This window comes from Rhodobacter viridis (assembly GCF_003217355.1).
Lineage (GTDB): Bacteria > Pseudomonadota > Alphaproteobacteria > Rhodobacterales > Rhodobacteraceae > Rhodobacter > Rhodobacter viridis.
Genome location: NZ_QJTK01000014.1, coordinates 1 through 18,479, shown reverse-complemented (window position 1 = coordinate 18,479; position 18,479 = coordinate 1). Strand labels below are relative to the sequence as shown.

Sequence of the window (18,479 nt, the reverse complement as noted above, 5' to 3'; positions counted from 1 at the left end):
TGCGGCGCCAGTGCAAACAGCGCGATCATCTCCCGTCCCGGGGGATGGGGCGCCGATCCGCCTGCTTAACGCCCGCGGTCGCGCCGTACCCGTTGACGGATTTCGTCCAGCGCCGCCGGGGCGTCGACCTGCAGATCGCCCGCATCCACCGCTTCGAGGTATTTTTCGCGGGATCTCTGAAACAGGACGCCATTGTGCTTCTTGATGAAATGCGTCCCAAAAATTTCTTCGGTCGCCCAGCAGAAGGACGCATTCACGCGCCGCCGCAAGGCGACTTTGATCACATGCGCGCGTTTGCGTTCGCAAAGCGTCTCATCGCCGTGCGACTTGGCCAGATCCATGGCGCCCTTGAGGAAGGCTTCGTCCGAATAGGCGGCGTAGCGCAGGGTCTTGTCGAGAAAGGGTTCGCCCTTTTCCCGGATCGCGGCGATGAAATCGTCCCGGCGCAACACGGCGCCGAAGGAAAAGCCCGCACGCCGCATCGCCTTGGAAAACCCCAGTTCGCCGCGCTTGACGGTGAAGGCCTTGGAACTGCTTTGCTTGTAAGTGTCCCAGTAATCCCGGAACGGCGCGCTTTCCCAGGTCGAGCGGCGCAGGTGGATGAGATAGGATTCAAGAAACTCGAACGGTCGCTTGTCGGCGCGGAACATGGCGTGGAGCTTGCGCATCTTGCCATTGCGTCGCAGGTTCAGCAGCAATCCGGTAATATCGGCCGGCAGGGCTTCAATTCGCGCCAGCACGTCGGATGTCGCCTGCATCGGAAACCAGATGCTGTCATTGAGCAAGACCAGATGAGCGGGCGACAGCCCTTGTTGCTGCAGGAAGTGCACGCCATCGCGATAGCCGCCGAAGTCGTAGCCGAAATTCGGCCGTTCCAGAACGTAGCGACAAAGCGCGCCCAACTCAGAGCGCGCCTCCTCCCGCAGAGTGCCATTCGAGACCAGCACGGTCTGATAGCCGTTCGCAACGAGATAGCGGCAGGTTTCCAGGATCGATCCCGGCAGCGGGCCCGGCTGGTAGATCAGGAATATCGCGTATTTCTCGCCGGGCAGCGCAGGCCCTTCGGTCACCGTGATCTTGTCCCAGCGTGTCCGCTCGTAATGCACGCGGGCGAACTTTTCCATGAACCGGCGCGGCAGGCCCGATATCTGCGCCCCCAGGCGCAACAGCTCGCGCTTGACCTTCCAACCAGGGACCATATCAGCGCACTCCGTGTCCGTCGCGTTGCGTTTCGGGGCCGGGCGCTTCGGGGCGGCGCCAGCTCCAGATCGGGTGCCCGGTCGGCGGTCGCAGTCTGAGCCTGAGTTTTTCCAGTTCGGCAGACAGATCGATCCCGGGGGGCTGCGGCGCGCGCAGGCGCGGGTAATATTCGTCGAACAGGAAGCCAAGGAAGGCATCGCGGGCGACCGGATCGAAAGTCAGCGCGTCGCAATCAGCCAGCAGCCGGGACAGCGTCTCGTCGTCCATCGCGTGATCGGCAACGCCCGCGATCGCCCAGAAACACTGACCCGTGGCGATCACGGGCTTGTCAAAGCACATCGCCTCCAGCCCGACAGAGGAATTCACTGTTACCACCGCCCGCGCGGCGCGCACCTGCGCAAAGGTGTCGGTCTCATTGTCCAGAAAGACGCGGCTGCCCTGCGCCTCACGGGTGATGAACTCGGCCAGCGAGACCTCGGCGGTCGGGTGCTCCTTGATCCGCATGTGCCAGCCCTCCGGCAAGGCCGCACTGGTCCGCACGAGCGAGGTCACGAAATCCTCGACAGTACGATGCCGCCCGCCGAAAAGACGCAACTGGCTGTCGCCGGGGGTTTGCAGCGGGGCAAAGACGAAGGGGGCGTCAAGCGGTGGCAGGGCCGCAGCATTCGGCTTGGCTTCGCCCGAGGCGGCGCGCTGGCGGATCGTATCGGCGAGACTGCGCCAGCCCGGACCCGTGCGCGGCGTTTGTGCGCGCCAGACCAGATAGGGGGCGATCTCTCGGGGGAGGCCATTGACGAAATTCACACCGCAGGGATCGGCGGTAATGGTGCCCGGAAACGGCCCAAGTTCAAGGAACAAACACTGCGCTCCGGCATCATGCGCGCCCTGCATGAAGGCGTAGCGGTGACCGGCTTGCGCATTCCAGGCCACGGCAATGCCATCCTGACGCCGTTCGAACAAACTCCTTGCGCCATTGTACTGCCATTTCAGCAGACTGAGCTTCAACATGCGCATGAAGCCACTGGCGGCGGGATCCTTGCGACGATCGTAAGCCTCTTGCGCCCGCGCTTCGGATTCGGGGTAGTCCGTCTTGCTCAGCGGTGGAGCAATCAGCCAGAGCGTGTCGCCAAGAGCCGAAAAAACCGATTTCAACTCCGCGCGCTTGCCTCGCCGCTCTTCCAAACAGACGAAGCGCAGCTGCGGGTCGATCACGCCAGATCCTCCCATTTCAGCTGGGTGTTGCGGGGCAGGGCGCGGGTGGTGCGCTTGCCCACCACCTTGTCGAAATCATAGCCCGCGATCTCGCCCGAGCCGGGGCGGCGGGCCCAGATGTCGGCCTCGGTGATGACATGGCCTTCGGGCAGGTCGCGGTCGGCGACGACCGAAGCCCGCGCGAAGCGATAGACCGGCTCCTCGGCCGGGGTGCGTTCCTTCGGATTGCGCGAGGCGATCCAGATTTCCTTCGAGCGGTCGATCAGATGGCGCAGCTCCGACGGGTCCATCGAATTGATGATGTCAGGCCCGATCCGATAGCGCGTGTCGGTGTAGTGGCGTTCCAGAATGCAGGCGCCCAAGGCGACCGAGGCCAGCGCCATCTCCGGCCCGATCGAGTGATCGGAAAAGCCCACCGGCACGCCCGGGAAGGCGTCTTGCAGATCCTTGACGCCGCGCAGCGACACGATTTCGGGCGGCGAGGGATAGAGGTTCGTGCATTCGAGCAACGCAAATTCCACGCCCGAGGCCTGCAGGATCGCGACGCTCGCGCGGATGCTCTCGATGGTCTGCATCCCCGTCGACAGGATCACCGGCTTGCCCAGCCGCGCGATGTGGCGAATGAGCGGCAGGTTGTCCGCCTCGCCCGAGCCGATCTTGTAGGCCAGAACGCCGATGCTTTCGAGAAACTCCGCCGCCGCGCGCGAAAACGGCGTCGAGAGATAGATCATGCCGAGGCTCTCGGTGTAGCGCTTCAGTTCGATCTCGTCCTCGCGCGACAGGGCACAGCGCGCCATCACCTCCCAGATCGAGACATCGGCATTCGGCGGAAAGATCTGCTTCGCCTCGTCGGTCATCTCGTCTTCAAGGATATGGGTCTGATGCTTGACGCATTCGCAGCCCGAGGCTGCGGCCAGACGCACCATTTCCTTCGCCACGGCCAGCGAGCCGCCGTGGTTGATGCCGATTTCCGCAATCACCAGCGGCGGATGCTCCGGTCCGATCTCGCGCGTTCCGATCTTCATGGCCTGTCCCCTTCGCTGGTTTCGCCCTTTGGCGATAGAACCCCGGGCCGCACCCGTCAAGCGGCCGGGAAAACGCGAGGGGCGCCCGAAGGCGCCCCCATTTCTGAAACCGGACCTCAGAACCCGGCCTTGATCTTTTCGAACTCGGCGAGCTGCTTTTCGCGCAGCTGCGGATCGTTCGGCACCTGCGGCAGGATCGGCGCGCTGACCGGGCCGATGCCGGCCTTGACCTGCTCTTCGAGCGGAATCGTCGCCATCGCTTTCAGGCTCGAATGGCCGTAACCGATGTTGTCGAGAAGCGCGCGGGCGGCTTCGGGGCGCAGCCACGAGTTCATGAAGTCATAGGCCTTCTGCTCGTCGCCGGGGCCGTCCTTCAGGTTCACATAGCCGCAGAAGAAGGTCGAAGAGCCTTCCTTGGGTTCGCGCTGGAAGGCGACCGGGTAGTTTTCGTTGCGCAGGTTGGTGACGCCATCGTTCCAAGACCACGAAATCAGCACCTCGCCCGAGGCCATGGTCTGCGCCTGCTCGGCCGGGTCGGCCCAGTAGCTCAGCACGTTCTTGTGCGCCTCGCGCAGCCAGGCGGCGGCGGCGGCGAATTGTGCGTCGGTGACCTTGGTCCAGTCGGTCACGCCGGTCGCCAGATAGGCCAGCGCCCAGACGTCATCCGAGGAATTCGGCAGCGAGATCCGGCCCTGATATTTCGGGTTCACGAAGACTTGCAGCGAGGCGACATCCTCGGCCGGGACTTCGTCGGGGTTGTAGGCGATGGCGGCGGCCCCCCAGTCGGTCGGGATGAACCAGACGCCCTTGTCATCCTTGAAGATCGGCGAGTTCAGGTATTTCGGATCGATATCGGCGATGGCCGGGATCTTCGCCGGGTCCCAGGGCTCGATCAGCCCGGCATCGCGGTATTTCGACACCATCTGCGAACAGGGGTGGGCGACGTCGGCTTTGAAGCCCGAAGCGATCTTCTGATAGGCCTCGTCGTCATCGCCGTAGAAGGAATAGGTCGGGGCATCGCCGTATTTGTCCTTGAACGCCTGATAGATGCCCTCGATCTCGAAGCCTGCCCAGTCGAAGACCAGAAGCCCGGAATCGCCCGCACGGGCCGGGGCCGAAGGCAGCGACAGCAGCAGCGCGGCCGTGGCAGAGGCAAGCAGAAGCGATGTTTTCTTCATGAGTGGCGTTCCCCGTTGGATGTGGATTTGGCGAAACGCTAGTCCGCGCAAAGCGTGCGAACAAGTGAATATTTTGCCGCCGCTGCGGCCCGGCGTCCCCTTGCCGAACCAGCCGCGCTGCCCCAGTTGGGGGACATGACCGATGAAACACCGATCCTTCTGTGGCTGCGCCGCGATTTCCGGCTGAGTGACCATCCGATGCTGACCGAAGCGGCTGCCTCCGGGCGGCCGGTGCTGGCGCTGTTCATTCTGGATGCTGTGGCCGAGGCCTATGGCGCGGCGCCGAGATGGCGTCTGGAACAGGCGCTTGCGGCCTTTGGCCCGGCGCTGGAACGCTGCGGCGTGCCGCTGGTGCTGCGCCGGGGCGCGGCTTTGGCCGTGCTGCGTGCGGTCATCGCCGAAAGTGGCGCGGGGGCGGTCTGGTGGAGCCGCGATCTCGATCCGGCGGCGATTGCGCGCGATACCGAGATCAAGACGGCGCTGAAAGCCGAAGGGCTGGAGGCGCGCTCGTTTGACGGGCAGGTGCTTTTTGCGCCCTGGGAGGTGAAGACGGGGCAGGGCGGTCCCTATCGCGTCTACACGCCCTACTGGAAAGCGGTGCGGGGTCTGCCGGTGGCCGCGCCCTTGCCCGCGGTCACGGCGCTCAGGCCGGGGCCGATCCTGCGCGGCGACAGCCTTGCGGCGCTGGGTCTGGGCCTTCCGATGCGACGGGGCGGAGCGATCGTTGCGAAATATGCCCGTGTCGGCGAGGCGCAGGCGCAAGCCCGGCTCGACCGCTTTCTGCGCGACGGGATCGAGACCTATCAGGCGCGGCGGGATTTTCTCGCCGATCACGCCACCTCGGAGCTGTCGGAAAACCTCGCCTGGGGCGAGATTTCGCCGCGCATGATCTGGCATGCCGGATGGCGCGCGATGCAGGAGGGGCGGGCCGGGGCCGAGACCTTCCTGAAGGAACTCGTCTGGCGCGATTTCGCCTGGCACCTGATGTATCACTATCCGACCCTTGCCCGGGCGAATTGGCGGTCGGAATGGGATGACTTCCCCTGGGCGGGCGACAGCGATGCGGCCGAGCGCTGGCGGCGTGGTCAGACCGGCGAGCCCGTCGTCGATGCGGCGATGCGCGAGCTTTACGTGACCGGGCGGATGCACAACCGGGCGCGGATGATCGTGGCGTCTTATTTGACCAAGCATCTGCTCACCGATTGGCGCGTCGGGCTGCGCTGGTTCGAGGACTGCCTGATCGACCATGATCCGGCCGCGAATGCGATGGGCTGGCAATGGGTGGCGGGTTGCGGCCCGGATGCCGCGCCCTATTTCCGCATCTTCAACCCGGCGTCGCAGGCCGAGAAATTCGACCCCGAGGGTGCCTATCGCCGCCGCTGGCTGGCCGAGGGCAACCGCCATGCGCCGCAGACCGCGCTCGATTTCTTTGCCGCCGTGCCGAAGTCGTGGAAGCTGGTTCCCGGCCCGGCGCTGCCCGCGCCGCTGATCGATCTGGCCGCCGGACGGGACCGGGCGCTGGCCGCCTATGCCGCCCGGTCAACGAAGGAGGGTTAACAGCAGGACCGTTTCCGTTCTCGCCATGATTGCATCCCGATTCGCGCCACATTCCTCGACGATAACGTTAAATCATGATTGCCTGGTTCAACGAGTTTCGGTCGGAGTTCGGAAATGCAGAAAGTCGTGCTGCGCGACACGCAGATGGCCCTGCCCACGACAGCAAAGCTGTTCGGGGCTGTGGGTCTTGCGGCCACAGGGTTCTTCACCGCGGAATTGATCCCCGAGAAGCTTCATCCCGGGGCCGAGATCCATGGGTTGGCCTTGATGGCGGCTTCTTTCGGGTTGCTGCTCGGCTGGCGGGTGATCGGCATGCATCCGGGCAAGGGCCTGACGAAAGCGGTTGAGCGCGGCTTGCATGCGGCGATCTATCTGCTGCTCTGGACGATGCTGTTCCTTGGCGCGTTGCAGATGATGCGCGAGATGATGCGTGGGCGCTATGGCAGCCCGAGCGAGGCGCTGCTCGACATTTTGGCACAGGGCATGCGGCTGGGCAGCGAGGCGATCCAGCTGGACGTGCTGGCCACGCTCTTTTGCGGGGCCGTCCTTTCCGCTATGCTCGCCGAATGGGCGTGGAAACGCTGGCAATAGGCCGCGCCCCAACCGCAGCGGGGCGTGATGTCATTGAGCAAACTCTATTTCTTTTACGGAACTCTGGGCCATCCGCCGCTGCTTGCGGCCGTTCTGGGCCGCTCTCCCGACCTGCATCCTGCCCGCGCGACCGGCTATGAGGTCCGCCATGCCTGCGATCCTGCGGGCGCCGAACTTGGCTATCCGCTGCTGGTTCCCGGCCCCGAAGGCGTCGAGGGCTTTCTGGCCGAGGTGACTGCGGCCGAAGAAGAGGTGCTCGACTGGTACGAGATCGGCTATCGCAAGGATCTTGTCAGCGTCGTTGATGCCAATGGAACGGCGCTCACGGCGCTGGCCTATCTGCCCGAGGATCGGCGCTGGACGCCGGGGCGGCTTTGGGCGCTCGCGGAGTGGGCGGCGGAAAAGGGTGACCTCGCGACGCTCGCCGTGGCCGAGGTGATGGCGCTGCGCGGGCAGGTCTCGTCCGAGGCCGCGATCGCGCGCTATCCGATGATCCGGGTCCGGGCCGCCTCGCGGCTGCGCGCGGCCCGGCCGCGCCCGGCCACGCTGCGCCGAAACACTGTCGCGGCCGATGTGCAGGTCGAAAGCCTGACCACGCCTTACGCGAAATTCTTCGCGGTCGAGGATTACCGCCTGCGTCATCGCCGTTTCAGCGGCGGCATGAGCGCGGTGCTCGACCGGGCCGCCTTCATCTCGGGCGATGCGACGGTGGTGTTGCCTTACGATCCCGTCCGCGACACCGTGCTGCTCGTCGAGCAATTCCGCCCCGGTCCGTTTGCGCGCGGCGATGCGAACCCGTGGTCGCTGGAAACCGTGGCAGGCCGTGTCGATGCGGGCGAAACCCCCGAAGAGGCCGCGCGGCGCGAGGCCGAGGAGGAGGCGGGCGTGACCTTGGGCCGCCTGATCGCGGCGCCTGCGCATTACCCCTCGCCCGGGGCGAAAAGCGAATATCTCTATTGCTACATCGGTCTGTGCGACCTGCCCGAGACCGGCGCGGGGCTTGGCGGGCTTGAGGCCGAGGGCGAGGATATCCGCAGCCACCGCATTCCTTTCGCGCAGATGATGGAGTTGATCGACAGCGGTGAAATCGAGAACGGGCCGCTCATCGTGATTGCTCTCTGGTTGGCACGTCTGCGCGAGGAGTTGCGCAAAAGCGCCCTCGGGACTTGAGGCGCCCCCGCTTGCCCTTTAGTCTTGCCCGACCGGGCCCAACGCCCCGGCACGAGGGAGAGACATGATCTGCAAGGACCTGGCTGCCGCCATCGGCAACACGCCGCTCATCCGCCTCAAGAAGGCGTCCGAAATGACCGGCTGCGAGATCCTCGCCAAGGCCGAGTTCATGAACCCCGGCCAGTCGGTCAAGGACCGGGCGGCGCTTTACATCATCCGCGACGCGATCGCGCGTGGCGCGCTGAAACCCGGCGGCACCATCGTCGAGGGCACGGCGGGCAATACCGGGATCGGTCTGGCGCTGGTCGGCGCGGCGATGGGCTTTCGCACCGTCATCGTGATCCCGGAAACCCAAAGTCAGGAAAAGAAGGACATGCTGCGGCTGGCCGGCGCGGAACTCGTGCAGGTGCCCGCGGCGCCCTATTCCAATCCGAACAACTATGTCCGCTACTCGGGCCGCCTGGCCGAGGCGCTGGCCGAGACCGAGCCGAATGGCGTCGTCTGGGCGAACCAGTTCGACAATATCGCCAACCGGCAGGCGCATCTGGAAACCACCGGCCCGGAAATCTGGGAGCAGACCGGCGGCAAGGTCGATGGCTTTGTCTGCGCCGTGGGCTCGGGCGGCACGCTGGCGGGCGTCGGTCTGGCGCTGCAGCCCAAGGGCGTGAAGATCGCGCTCGCCGATCCCGATGGCGCGTCGCTGCACAGCTTCTACACCACGGGCGTGCTGAAGGCCGAAGGCTCCTCGATCACCGAGGGCATCGGGCAGGGCCGGATCACCGCGAACCTTGAAGGCTTCACCCCCGACATGAGTTTCGCGATCTCCGATGCCGAGGCGCTGCCGGTCGTCTTCGATCTGCTGTCGGAAGAAGGCATCTGTGTCGGCGGCTCCTCGGGTGTCAACGTCGCGGGGGCGATCCGCATGGCCCGCGCGATGGGGCCGGGCCATACCATCGTCACCATCCTGTGCGATTACGGCACCCGCTACATGTCGAAACTGTTCAACCCGGAATTCCTGCACGCCAAGGGCCTGCCGGTTCCGGTCTGGCTGGATGGCCGCGGCCAGGCCGTGCCGGAGGTGTTCGAAGGATGATCGCCCGCCTCATGCTGCGCGTCCTGCTTGTGACGCTTGTCCTTGCGCTGCCGGTCGCGGCGCAAGACACCCCCGAACCGAATTACAAGTCCTTCACAAAGGCGTCGTCGCAGGTCGAGGAAGCCGTCGCCAAAGGCGAGATTTCCGACGCGCGGCTTTCGGACATGCGGGCCGAGATGGTGAAATGGCGCACCACCTTTACCGATGCGCAGGGCACCAATGCCAGCCAGATCGAGACGCTGAAAAGCCAGATCGCGGCGCTGGGGCCAGCCCCGGCCGAGGGCACGCCCGAAGATCCGCTGATTGCCAATCGGCGCGAGGATCTGAACGCGAAACTGTCCAAATTGCAGGCGCCGGGGATTTCGGCGACCGAGGCCGCAAGCCGCTCGGATGCGATCATCCGTGCCATCGACAAGCTGATCCGCGAACGTCAGGCGGACAAGCTGTTGCGGCTTTCGCCCTCGGTGGCCAATCCGGTGAACTGGCCCGCGGGGGCCTCGCTTCTGCGCTGGATGGGCGAGTGGATCTATGACGAGACCCGCTGGCGCTTCACCCAGCCGGTGAATTACGAGACCACACGCGACAATGCGCCCCTGATCATCGGTCTGATCCTCGGCGCGCTGTTGCTGATTGCGCGCGGTGGCGCCTGGATGGCGCGGCTGACGCGCTGGCTTTTGACGAAAACCGCGATGCGCGGGCGCAATCTGATTTCCGGCATCGTCAGCTTCGGTCAGGTGCTGTTGCCCACGGCGGGCGCGGTGATGGCGACGACGGCGCTGGAAAAGACCGCGCTCTTCGGGCCGATCCTGTCCTCGCTTTACCTTCTGGCGCCGGGGATGCTGTTTGTCGTGCTTGCGGCGCGCTGGCTCGGCACCCGGGTCTTTCCGCCGCAGGCAGGCGAGGGGGTGATCACCCCCGGCGCCGAGGGGCGGGTCTATGCGCTGATGCTCGGCCTTGCCTTCATGGCCTATCGGCTGATCGAAATGTGGGTCGCCCCCCGCGCCGAGGATTTTCTGGGCGGGGCGGGTGAACTCGGCTCCGACCGCGCCGCGGCGGTGGCCGACAAGGCCGATGCGGCCCTTTCCGTGCTGCAGGTGCCGTTGCAGGTCTTTGCCGCGCTGGCACTTTTCCGCATGGGGCAGCTGCTGCGCCGTCAAGGCCATGGCGCGAAACAGGCTGAGGAAGCGGATGGCGCCTTCCGCCTTGGCCTCCTGCGCTGGCTTGGCAATGCGCTGTTGCTGATCGCGCTGGCCGGGCCGGTGCTGGGCGTCGTCGGCTATGTCAGCGCCGCCAATGCGCTGATCTGGCCCGCGGTGCAGACCCTTGGCCTTTTCGCGCTGGTGATCACGCTGCAAAGCTTCCTTGCCGAGCTTTACGTCACCATCTCCGGCCCCGAGTCCCGTCGCGACGCGCTTTTGCCGGTGCTGGGTGGCTTCCTGCTGTCGCTCGCCTCGATGCCGGTTCTGGCGCTGATCTGGGGCGCGCGGGTCGATGATCTGGTCGAGCTCTGGACCTCGTTCCGGGCCGGGATCGAGGTCGGCGGCGTGCGGATCTCGCCCTCGTCCTTCATCACCTTCACTATCGTCTTCACCATCGGCTACACGCTGACACGGATCTTTCAGGGCGCGCTCAAGGCCTCGATCCTGCCGCGCACGACGATCGACAAGGGCGGTCAGAACGCCATCGTCTCGGGGCTGGGCTATGTCGGCATCCTGCTCGCCGCGCTGATCGCGATCTCGACCGCGGGGATCGACCTGTCGTCGCTCGCCATCGTGGCCGGGGCGCTGTCGGTGGGCATCGGCTTCGGTCTGCAGACGATCGTGCAGAACTTCGTGTCGGGCATCATCCTCCTGGTCGAGCGCCCGATCTCCGAAGGCGACTGGATCGAGGTCGGCGGCCGTCAGGGCGTGGTCAAGACGATCTCGGTGCGCGCGACGATCATCGAGACCTTCGACCGCACCGATGTGATCGTGCCGAACGCCGATCTGATCTCGGGCGCGGTGACGAACTGGACGCGCGGCAACAAGACGGGGCGGCTGATCGTGCCGGTGGGCGTGGCTTACGGCAATGACACCCGCCGGATCGAGGCGATGCTGACCGAGATTGCCCAGGCCCATCCGCTGGTGATGATGACGCCGCCGCCCTTCGCCGTTTTCGTCGGCTTCGGGGCGGACAGCCTGAACTTCGAGATCCGGGCGATCCTGTCGGATGTGAACTTCAAGCTGCGGGTGCATTCCGAGATGAACCACCAGATCGCCGAGCGCTTCGGCCGCGAGGGGATCGAGATTCCCTTCCCGCAACGCGACGTCTGGATCCGCAACCCCGAGATGCTGCGCCCGGACTACGTGCCCCCCGCCGAGAAGATGGTGGTGGGCCACGGGACGATCGCCGCAGCCCCGCCCGCGCGTCCGGAGACGGGCGAGGGGATTGCGACGCTTTCCGACAATGACGGCGCCGAGGAAGGCGATGATCGCTGAGCGTGTTTCGGGATGATCTCCCCCCTTGCGAGGGGGGAGATTTGCCGCTAAACCCGCCGACGGACGGGTGGCCGAGTGGTCGAAGGCGCACGCCTGGAAAGTGTGTAGGCGGGGAACCGTCTCGTGGGTTCGAATCCCATCCCGTCCGCCAGCATCTCACAGGTAAAGCGCTGAAAACGAAGGAAAACCCAGTTTTCCTTGCTTTCTCATGCCAAATCTGACACACATTTTGATACTCATTTCGACACACGAGCCCCCGGATGCCGATCCCCAAGCCACCGAAAGTTGTGCTGCGCGGTGCGAGTTATTACCTGCGGCGCAGAGTGCCGGGGCGCTACAAAGACATCGAACCGCGCACCGATATCTTGATGTCGCTGCACACGGACTCGCAGGCGGAAGCTCAACGCAAGGCGATTGCCATTTGGGACGACCTGCTGCGGGCATGGGAGGCGCGTCTGGCAGGCAACTCAAAGGAGGCAGACCAACGCTACGCCGCAGCGGTGGAGATAGCTCAGCGCTACGGACACAGGTATCTGCCGGTCGAGGACGTTGCCGCTCTGCCCCTCGAAAAGATTGCGGAGCGTATCAGCCGGATCCCTCAAATTCGTGGCGAACCGGATGCCGTGGTTGCTGCCGCTCTGCTCGGCACGGTTGCCAAGCCGAAATTGACCCTCTCCAAGGCGCTTGATGACTTCTGGGGCATCGCCGCTGATCGGGTCATCGGCAAAACGGAGGATGACATCCGTCGCTGGCGCAATCCACGCATCAAGGCAGTGAAGAATTTCATCGCCCTCGTCGGCGATCGGGATCTCGGCGAGATCAATACCGACGACATGCAGACATTTCGCCGCTGGTGGATTGATCGCATCCGGGATGAGGATCTGACCGCCAACAGTGCGAAGAAGGACATCGGGCATCTCATGGATGTCCTGCGCACCGTGAACGATGCTAAGCAACTCGGGCTACCTTTGGCATTCGGCAGGCTCAGCATTGCTGACACAACCTTGCGCAAGGAGCGCCCGCCTTTCAGCCGTGAGTGGATCACCAAGACCCTGCTCGCGCCGGGGGCATTGGACGGTCTCAACCCGGAGGCTCGCGCCATCTTCCTGACCTGCATCAACACGGGTTGCCGCCCGTCTGAGATCGCAGATCTTCTGAGCGAGCACATCAGGCTCGACGCCAAGATCCCGCACATCCACATCCACAAAGGCAAGACGCGGAATGCCATACGGGACATTCCCCTGCTTGGTGTCTCGCTGGAAGCCATCAGACAGTTCCCGAACGGTTTCGCTCGCTACCGCGATAATCCGACGCTCTCTGCCACCACCAACAAGTTCCTGCGTGAAAATGGACTGATGGAGAGCGACGAGCACACGGCCTACAGCCTTCGCCACTCGTTCGAGACGCGGATGATCGCGGCTGGCATAGAAGAGCGCGTGAAGGCAGATCTGATGGGGCATGCGATCAAGCGCGAACGATACGGCGTGACGCCGCTCGAAACCTTGCGGGACGCCGTCGTGAAGATCGCGATGTAATCCACCTGCGATGAATAGAGCCGTTCGCTCAGATTTTCACTTTATTTTCGCCTCTAAACGCGCGCCGGGCACACGATGTCAACCGTTGATGTGTAACTGCGTTTGCGCCAGCGCTTTTGGGGACGATTCTTCGGCTCGGTGTCTGCGCAAAATTGCACGGTACAGGGGGCATCATGGATTGGAGCGAGTTACAGAGCACCATTTCGGAGATCTTCAAACGGAGGTATCCGCCGAAACTCACGGAGGAAGGTGAACAGTCAAGCGAAGACCCGATCGCGATTTTCAGTGGAGAGCCAACCAACGACAGAAATGATGTTGCGTACGAGCGATGGGCGATTCACAAGTTGCTATCTGAGCATAGTGAAAGGGTATTTCTACTGGATCGGAACGGAGTGAAATACGCTCCTCTGCATCAACTTTTCATCTCACATGCACTGCCCAACGAGAGGGGCGAGGTTAGTCTATATTGCGGGGACTTCCCAGAGGATGCGAAGAAGCAATATGATATTATGTTTGACGTATTCCCTCTTCCATTCGTCAACATAGAAGGCGGTTGCATAGACACAAAAACAAACAAAACGCAAATCCGAAGTCTTGGGTTGCAAGAGTTCGCATCTGATGCCGATGCCCATGGCTTGGACGGATGTAAGATACATTTTAGGGTGGAAATTCCAGATGGCTTAGAAGATTGCTTGTATCCGTCGCCGCCAAAACCTTTGAAGCCACTGCAAAATCGTACAACAAATGAGCATAACGATAAAATGATTCAGCATATCATTACGCTAACCCATGCGGGCTTATCAAAGGCGCAGATCAAGGTTCGGTTGCAGGAAATATATTGCGTGAAGGTTTCGGATATTTTTTATCGCTCACTACGGATCGCTGCAGCCGCCAAGGATCCGTTGGTTGCAAAGCCCGGAAGGAAGCCTTGACTGTTATATTTTGCAAAATCATTCATTGTCCGACCGTCAACGCCGCTCACATAGATATTCATCGCAATTCGCAGGCTGGGGTAAAGATTTTTGCCTTCAACAAGTCGGCGGAAAAATCAATTTTTTGAAAAACTCGGAACAATGCAGCAACGGCAATATTTTTCGATTTGGCGGCTGACCATTCATATAAATTCAGTTGCATGGACTTAGGCGCAAGGTGAATTCACGTGGTGAAGATATCACTCCATTGCGCATTCCGGGCTTTTCGAAAAAGTGCACTCATTGCGCATCTTCTCGAAATATTTTGGTGATCATCAAGTAATTTGAATATGATTGGCTTTTGCTGTTTTCATCATTTCAGACTGAAATCATGTCAGAGATCGTGTCAAAACTGACGTCGAGATCGTGTCAACGCCACGATTGTCGCTCATGCTGAATTCGGACTATGAGTTTTTTGCGACCTATTGGCCGCAAATGTTGACCACTCTAGCAGCACAGGATTCAGTGATGAAGCGAATCATCAATGGCAAACGGTATGACACCGATTCCGCAAATTATATTGGCACATACGCTCATGGTCATCCGGGTGACTTTGGCTGGTTTGAGGAAGATCTTTATCGGACTTCCAAGGGGGAATATTTTATTGCAGGAGAGGGAGGAGCGATGAGCAAATATGCTCGTTCTGCTGGTGGAAACTCATGGTCAGGAGGTTCTGCTATTACTCCGATTGAAAAGCAGTATGCGTTCGCTTGGGCACAGGAATGCTTGAGCGCTGACGAGGTTGATCAAGAGTTCGGGGATGAAATTTCGGATGCGTAGCATGCAAAAACTCGAGATGGGAAATATGGCGTAACGTAGGCGCAATAGGCGTTTCCTCAATCGCAACTTTAGTTGGAATGCATCCGAGCGTAAGATCATGGTGAACATATCTGACAGAGACCTCGAAAGTATGCTTCTGACGGCGGCGATTTTGTCCGATAAAGACCCATCATATCTGCCGATTTTTGTGCGCCTGCATGCCGAATTCGACGCCAGAAAGGCGCGGACTGATGCGCTCGGGAAGGCGAGAGCCATCGTTTCACGGCATAAATGCGCCGCTCCGAGCAATGTGACCTCTTTTTTGCGGCTCACAGGCTAGCGCAACACAAATTGGCTGAATCCCAAAAACCACTTGGCAAAACCCGCTGAAATACTCAGCCCCTAGCAGCGGGGGCAGCGTCGGACACCCCCCATAATCAATGCGGCTCTGCACCAACCTCCGATCGGCGGACCGGACAGTCACGCCCTGATCACACGCCCAAATCGGGCTCGGCCATTGTCGAGCCCCACCAATCCCCTGCGCAGCCCCGTTGCGCAGGACAGCCAATCATTGCCCACCGGAGGGGCGCATCGTGTCTATCGTGGACGACGTTCAGCAGGCGCTCGACGCGCACAGAGCAGGGAATGCGCTCGACGCCGATCTCGTGCGCGCGCTGCTGAACGCCGTCGCGAGCCTGACCACTGTCCCACTGGTGCGCGTCGTCGCCGACGCTGCATCGCGAAAATTCAAATACGGTAGCAGTGCGGACTTTGACACGTTGTTTGCTGACCCACTGAGGGATGCCCTGAACAATCTGGCTCGTCAGGTGCGCCCCAGCCCATCCCCCGAGGAACGGGCGGCGACAACGCAGAGCCGCGAGGCATCGCGTGCGATCCGGGACAATGCCCTCGCAGCAGCGCGCGCCGACATCCTCGCCCAATTCCGCCTCGACTCTCCCGCCCAATCCCGCGAGGATCTGCTGGCAGTTGTCAGCAACCAGCGGCAGGGTGATCGCGCGATCGTCGATCTGCTCCGCGACGGGACAATTGCCGCCTGCGAGCTCGACCGCTATGTGCTGAGCGACCCCTCAGCCAAACCCGCTTCTCTCCCGGATCCCGACGATGATCGGATCCACCATTGGTTGGACGATCACGAGGGAGAGGATCCCGAGGGCGATGCGATCATCCGGGTGATCCGCGCCAGACTGTGGGGAGATGCGACACCGCCGTCGCCATCAACGCTCTGGCACGCCTGCGGAAACGCCACTCAAAAATCGTTGCGCATTGGGGCGAGCCCGCTGCGTTATGTCGGTGGGAAATCCAAGGTTCTCAACAAAATCCTGAACTATTTTCCAAGGGAAATCGACGAGTATCGCGAGCCGTTTCTGGGCGGTGGATCCGTAGCATTGGCGGTCTCCGAGAGTCATCCGCAGGCGTCGATCTGGGTCAATGACGCCAATCCAGCGGTTTGGGCGTTCTGGCTGGCACTGCGTGATCATCCCGACGCGCTGATCAATGAACTCATGCGCGCGCGCCTCAGTTGCAAAACTGACGCCGATGCGCGGCATCATTTCGACGAGTGCAAGAAAGCGCTTTCAAAGGGTGCAGGCGACATTGTCGATACTGCCGCGTGGTTTTACGCCGTAAATCGACTTTCGTTTTCAGGTCTCGGCGAACACGGCAGTTATGCGCCGACCAGCAACTCGGTGCATTGGAGGGAGGAGAAAATTCAGCAGCTCGAACACTACTCTCGCCAGATCCAGCATTGGAAAATTTCAAACTCGGATTATCGAGAGGTGCTGACATCGCCCGTCTCGGGCAGGCACCCGCTATTTTATCTGGATCCACCATACGAGATCCCATGGAGGCTCTATTATCGACACAGACAATTTGACCACGATGCGTTTGCGAACGCCGCGAGGGAGCAGCCATCCCCTATCCTGATCTCGTATAATCGGTCGGAGCAAATCAGATCCAGATTTCCTGAGTGGCACGCCAGAGCGATAGAAACCACCTATACCTGCGCGACATCCTCGGGCAGCGGGTCGAGATGCACGGAGTATCTGCTGACCAACTACCAACCAAGTTTTGAAATCGAAATGTGAGCGCGCTTCGATTTCGACCAGATCAGGAGAAATATGCGTCAACACCCGCGCCCCGCATCATCTGCATCAACCGATCATGGTGCTGTGCGGTTGGCAGGTAAATTCTCGCAAACTCGGCGATCTGAACTCGATCTTGCAGGGAACATTGGTGGAGCACAGGATCAACTAGGCTGCGGGCGTATGGTGGATCCGCCAAAATCACGATGGTTTCATCCCCGTCATCGAAATCTGCAATACCCGGGGGCATTGCCAGTCTGAGCAGCGCCAGATCTGAATCGTTCTCGAAACCGACGGCGCAACCGGTCTCCGCAATTTGCACATCAGCCAAGGGCAAACCCGCAAGCGCTGGCATAATCGCCTGCATAATATCCCCGAGCACGATATAGATGTGGGCAACGGAATTATTCTGCAACGGCATCACAGATCTCCAATGGATAGCATCTAACAGTCTCCGCATGCCCATTGACGGTCATCAGAAAATCCTCGTGATCGCTCTCGCTGTAAAAACCAATGTCATACAGTTCCAGCAAATTGACACGGGAGTGCAACGAGCATTGCTCGATAACTGAGTTTATGGTCGCCAGCCCGAACGGCAAATCAACGGGCAAGACCAGATCGAGCCCATGCCGCTCTATGTGCGGCAGCCAGTTTTCGTCGCATGCCAAATAAAACAAGTTTTGATCTGAGTGGTTTTGAAAACGGGCGACACAACCGGGAGCACCGATCCCGAGAACGGCGTCTGCTAATATTGGCACCTGCTCTAGGTGCTCAGCAAGGTCATCAAACGGATCCGAATCGAAAGCGTAGCGATGGTAAATCAAGTCAGTTCTCCTCGTTATAGGCAAACGACGGATTGCGATCTGAATCTATCCGCCTCATGTATTTATCTGCATAGATTCCGGCCATCCTGCGAAATTCCGTCGCATATCTGGTGGTATCAAGGATTTTGGGCGACGATCGAGGAGAGGGTTTCTCACGATGACCGCATAACTGGATAGACGAGTGAGATAACGAGTGTAATGGATCTGTCGTGAAACGAGTTGGGTGCGTAGCACCTGCTGACGATTGGCGCCGAGCGAGCATCGAAACGCCGTAGGCGTGAGACGCGGAGCGACGTCGACATTCGTCAGCACTACCCCTGCTGCACGAACGACGAGCAGTGCGAGGCGTGCGTGCAACAGGGGTCAGTCAGTTTGATTGCGAACGGCTAGAGCCGAATAGTTGTATCCACGAGCCATTCGTTATTATCCCTCAGTTTATCGTTGAGAAAATAAAAATTACTTACATTGATGACGACGTCCCGCAACAGCGCTGTTCGCGCAATTGCGATCCGTACCGCCGTCGCCCCACCGCACTCGGCTAACGCCGAGCACGGATGTTGCTCGTCGGTGTTCCTTTTTGCCATTTGCCCTTTGATCCACCAACTTCCACCTTATTCTTCTATAGACAAGCGGTGGAACTAGGCGGAATCAACTTGGCTTTTGCTGTGACCCCCGATGTTCATCCGGCTAAAACCAGAGTCCTTTGCTGAATTTGGCGCGGTTGCGCCGACGGAGCAATGGGCGATCTGCGCAGCCGTTCAGTTGCGCGAAGCTGATCGCCCATT

Annotated in this window: 15 protein-coding genes and 1 tRNA gene; 10 read left to right on the top strand and 6 right to left on the bottom strand. The window is 61.3% G+C overall.

Going from position 1 to position 18,479, the window contains the following annotated elements; translation table 11 throughout:
- Positions 1 to 65 precede the first annotated feature (65 nt).
- The 4 genes from C8J30_RS14805 to C8J30_RS14790 all read right to left on the bottom strand — a co-directional run bounded on the left by C8J30_RS14805 (position 66) and on the right by C8J30_RS14790 (position 4,615).
- Positions 66 to 1,124, bottom strand: coding sequence for a rhamnan synthesis F family protein (locus tag C8J30_RS14805; protein ID WP_110806675.1), 1,059 nt, complete (start codon positions 1,122 to 1,124; stop codon positions 66 to 68).
- 76 nt (positions 1,125 to 1,200) lie between these two features.
- Positions 1,201 to 2,412 (bottom strand): capsular polysaccharide export protein, LipB/KpsS family, encoded by a 1,212-nt coding sequence (locus tag C8J30_RS19395; protein ID WP_394341941.1) that lies wholly within the window; start codon positions 2,410 to 2,412, stop codon positions 1,201 to 1,203.
- Positions 2,409 to 3,437: an N-acetylneuraminate synthase family protein gene (locus C8J30_RS14795; protein WP_110806615.1), complete on the bottom strand. Its 1,029-nt coding sequence runs from the start codon at positions 3,435 to 3,437 to the stop codon at positions 2,409 to 2,411. The genes C8J30_RS19395 and C8J30_RS14795 overlap by 4 nt, the downstream gene beginning before the upstream one ends.
- Before the next feature lie 116 nt (positions 3,438 to 3,553).
- A complete protein-coding gene (locus C8J30_RS14790) occupies positions 3,554 to 4,615 on the bottom strand; it encodes an extracellular solute-binding protein (protein ID WP_110806614.1) in 1,062 nt (353 codons plus the stop codon).
- Between the two features lie 135 nt (positions 4,616 to 4,750).
- On the opposite strand from C8J30_RS14790, the gene C8J30_RS14785 reads away from it, so the two are divergent.
- The 10 genes from C8J30_RS14785 to C8J30_RS14750 all read left to right on the top strand — a co-directional run bounded on the left by C8J30_RS14785 (position 4,751) and on the right by C8J30_RS14750 (position 16,873).
- Entirely contained in the window at positions 4,751 to 6,172 is a 1,422-nt protein-coding gene (locus tag C8J30_RS14785) for a cryptochrome/photolyase family protein (RefSeq protein WP_110806613.1), read from the top strand.
- 114 nt (positions 6,173 to 6,286) lie between these two features.
- Complete coding sequence (locus tag C8J30_RS14780) at positions 6,287 to 6,763, top strand: TrgA family protein (RefSeq protein ID WP_110806612.1); 477 nt, start codon at positions 6,287 to 6,289, stop codon at positions 6,761 to 6,763.
- Between the two features lie 27 nt (positions 6,764 to 6,790).
- Positions 6,791 to 7,933, top strand: a complete 1,143-nt coding sequence (locus C8J30_RS14775; protein WP_110806611.1) for an NUDIX domain-containing protein — start codon at positions 6,791 to 6,793, stop codon at positions 7,931 to 7,933.
- Between the two features lie 64 nt (positions 7,934 to 7,997).
- Entirely contained in the window at positions 7,998 to 9,026 is a 1,029-nt protein-coding gene (locus C8J30_RS14770) for a cysteine synthase A (RefSeq protein ID WP_110806610.1), read from the top strand.
- Positions 9,023 to 11,503 carry a DUF3772 domain-containing protein gene (locus C8J30_RS14765; protein ID WP_110806609.1) on the top strand — a complete coding sequence of 827 codons (2,481 nt, stop codon included), beginning with the start codon at positions 9,023 to 9,025 and terminating at the stop codon, positions 11,501 to 11,503. The genes C8J30_RS14770 and C8J30_RS14765 overlap by 4 nt, the downstream gene beginning before the upstream one ends.
- A gap of 61 nt (positions 11,504 to 11,564) precedes the next feature.
- Positions 11,565 to 11,654: transfer RNA gene (locus C8J30_RS14760), tRNA-Ser, on the top strand.
- Between the two features lie 109 nt (positions 11,655 to 11,763).
- The gene (locus C8J30_RS14755) at positions 11,764 to 13,038 is read left to right on the top strand and encodes a tyrosine-type recombinase/integrase (protein ID WP_110806608.1); all 1,275 of its coding nucleotides are present in this window, start codon (positions 11,764 to 11,766) and stop codon (positions 13,036 to 13,038) included.
- 173 nt (positions 13,039 to 13,211) lie between these two features.
- Positions 13,212 to 13,970, top strand: a complete 759-nt coding sequence (locus C8J30_RS18365) for a hypothetical protein (protein ID WP_146227927.1) — start codon at positions 13,212 to 13,214, stop codon at positions 13,968 to 13,970.
- A gap of 429 nt (positions 13,971 to 14,399) precedes the next feature.
- Positions 14,400 to 14,789 carry a hypothetical protein gene (locus C8J30_RS18360; protein WP_146227926.1) on the top strand — a complete coding sequence of 130 codons (390 nt, stop codon included), beginning with the start codon at positions 14,400 to 14,402 and terminating at the stop codon, positions 14,787 to 14,789.
- A 572-nt stretch (positions 14,790 to 15,361) separates the two neighbouring features.
- On the top strand, positions 15,362 to 16,873 hold the full coding sequence (locus C8J30_RS14750; RefSeq protein ID WP_181420901.1) for a DNA adenine methylase: 1,512 nt from the start codon (positions 15,362 to 15,364) through the stop codon (positions 16,871 to 16,873).
- A gap of 22 nt (positions 16,874 to 16,895) precedes the next feature.
- On the opposite strand, the gene C8J30_RS14745 is transcribed toward C8J30_RS14750, so the two are convergent.
- Together C8J30_RS14745 and C8J30_RS14740 are read right to left on the bottom strand one after the other, a co-directional pair.
- Complete coding sequence (locus C8J30_RS14745) at positions 16,896 to 17,291, bottom strand: hypothetical protein (RefSeq protein WP_110806606.1); 396 nt, start codon at positions 17,289 to 17,291, stop codon at positions 16,896 to 16,898.
- Complete coding sequence (locus tag C8J30_RS14740) at positions 17,275 to 17,694, bottom strand: hypothetical protein (RefSeq protein ID WP_110806605.1); 420 nt, start codon at positions 17,692 to 17,694, stop codon at positions 17,275 to 17,277. Before C8J30_RS14740 ends, C8J30_RS14745 begins: the two co-directional genes overlap by 17 nt.
- Positions 17,695 to 18,479: the final 785 nt, after the last annotated feature.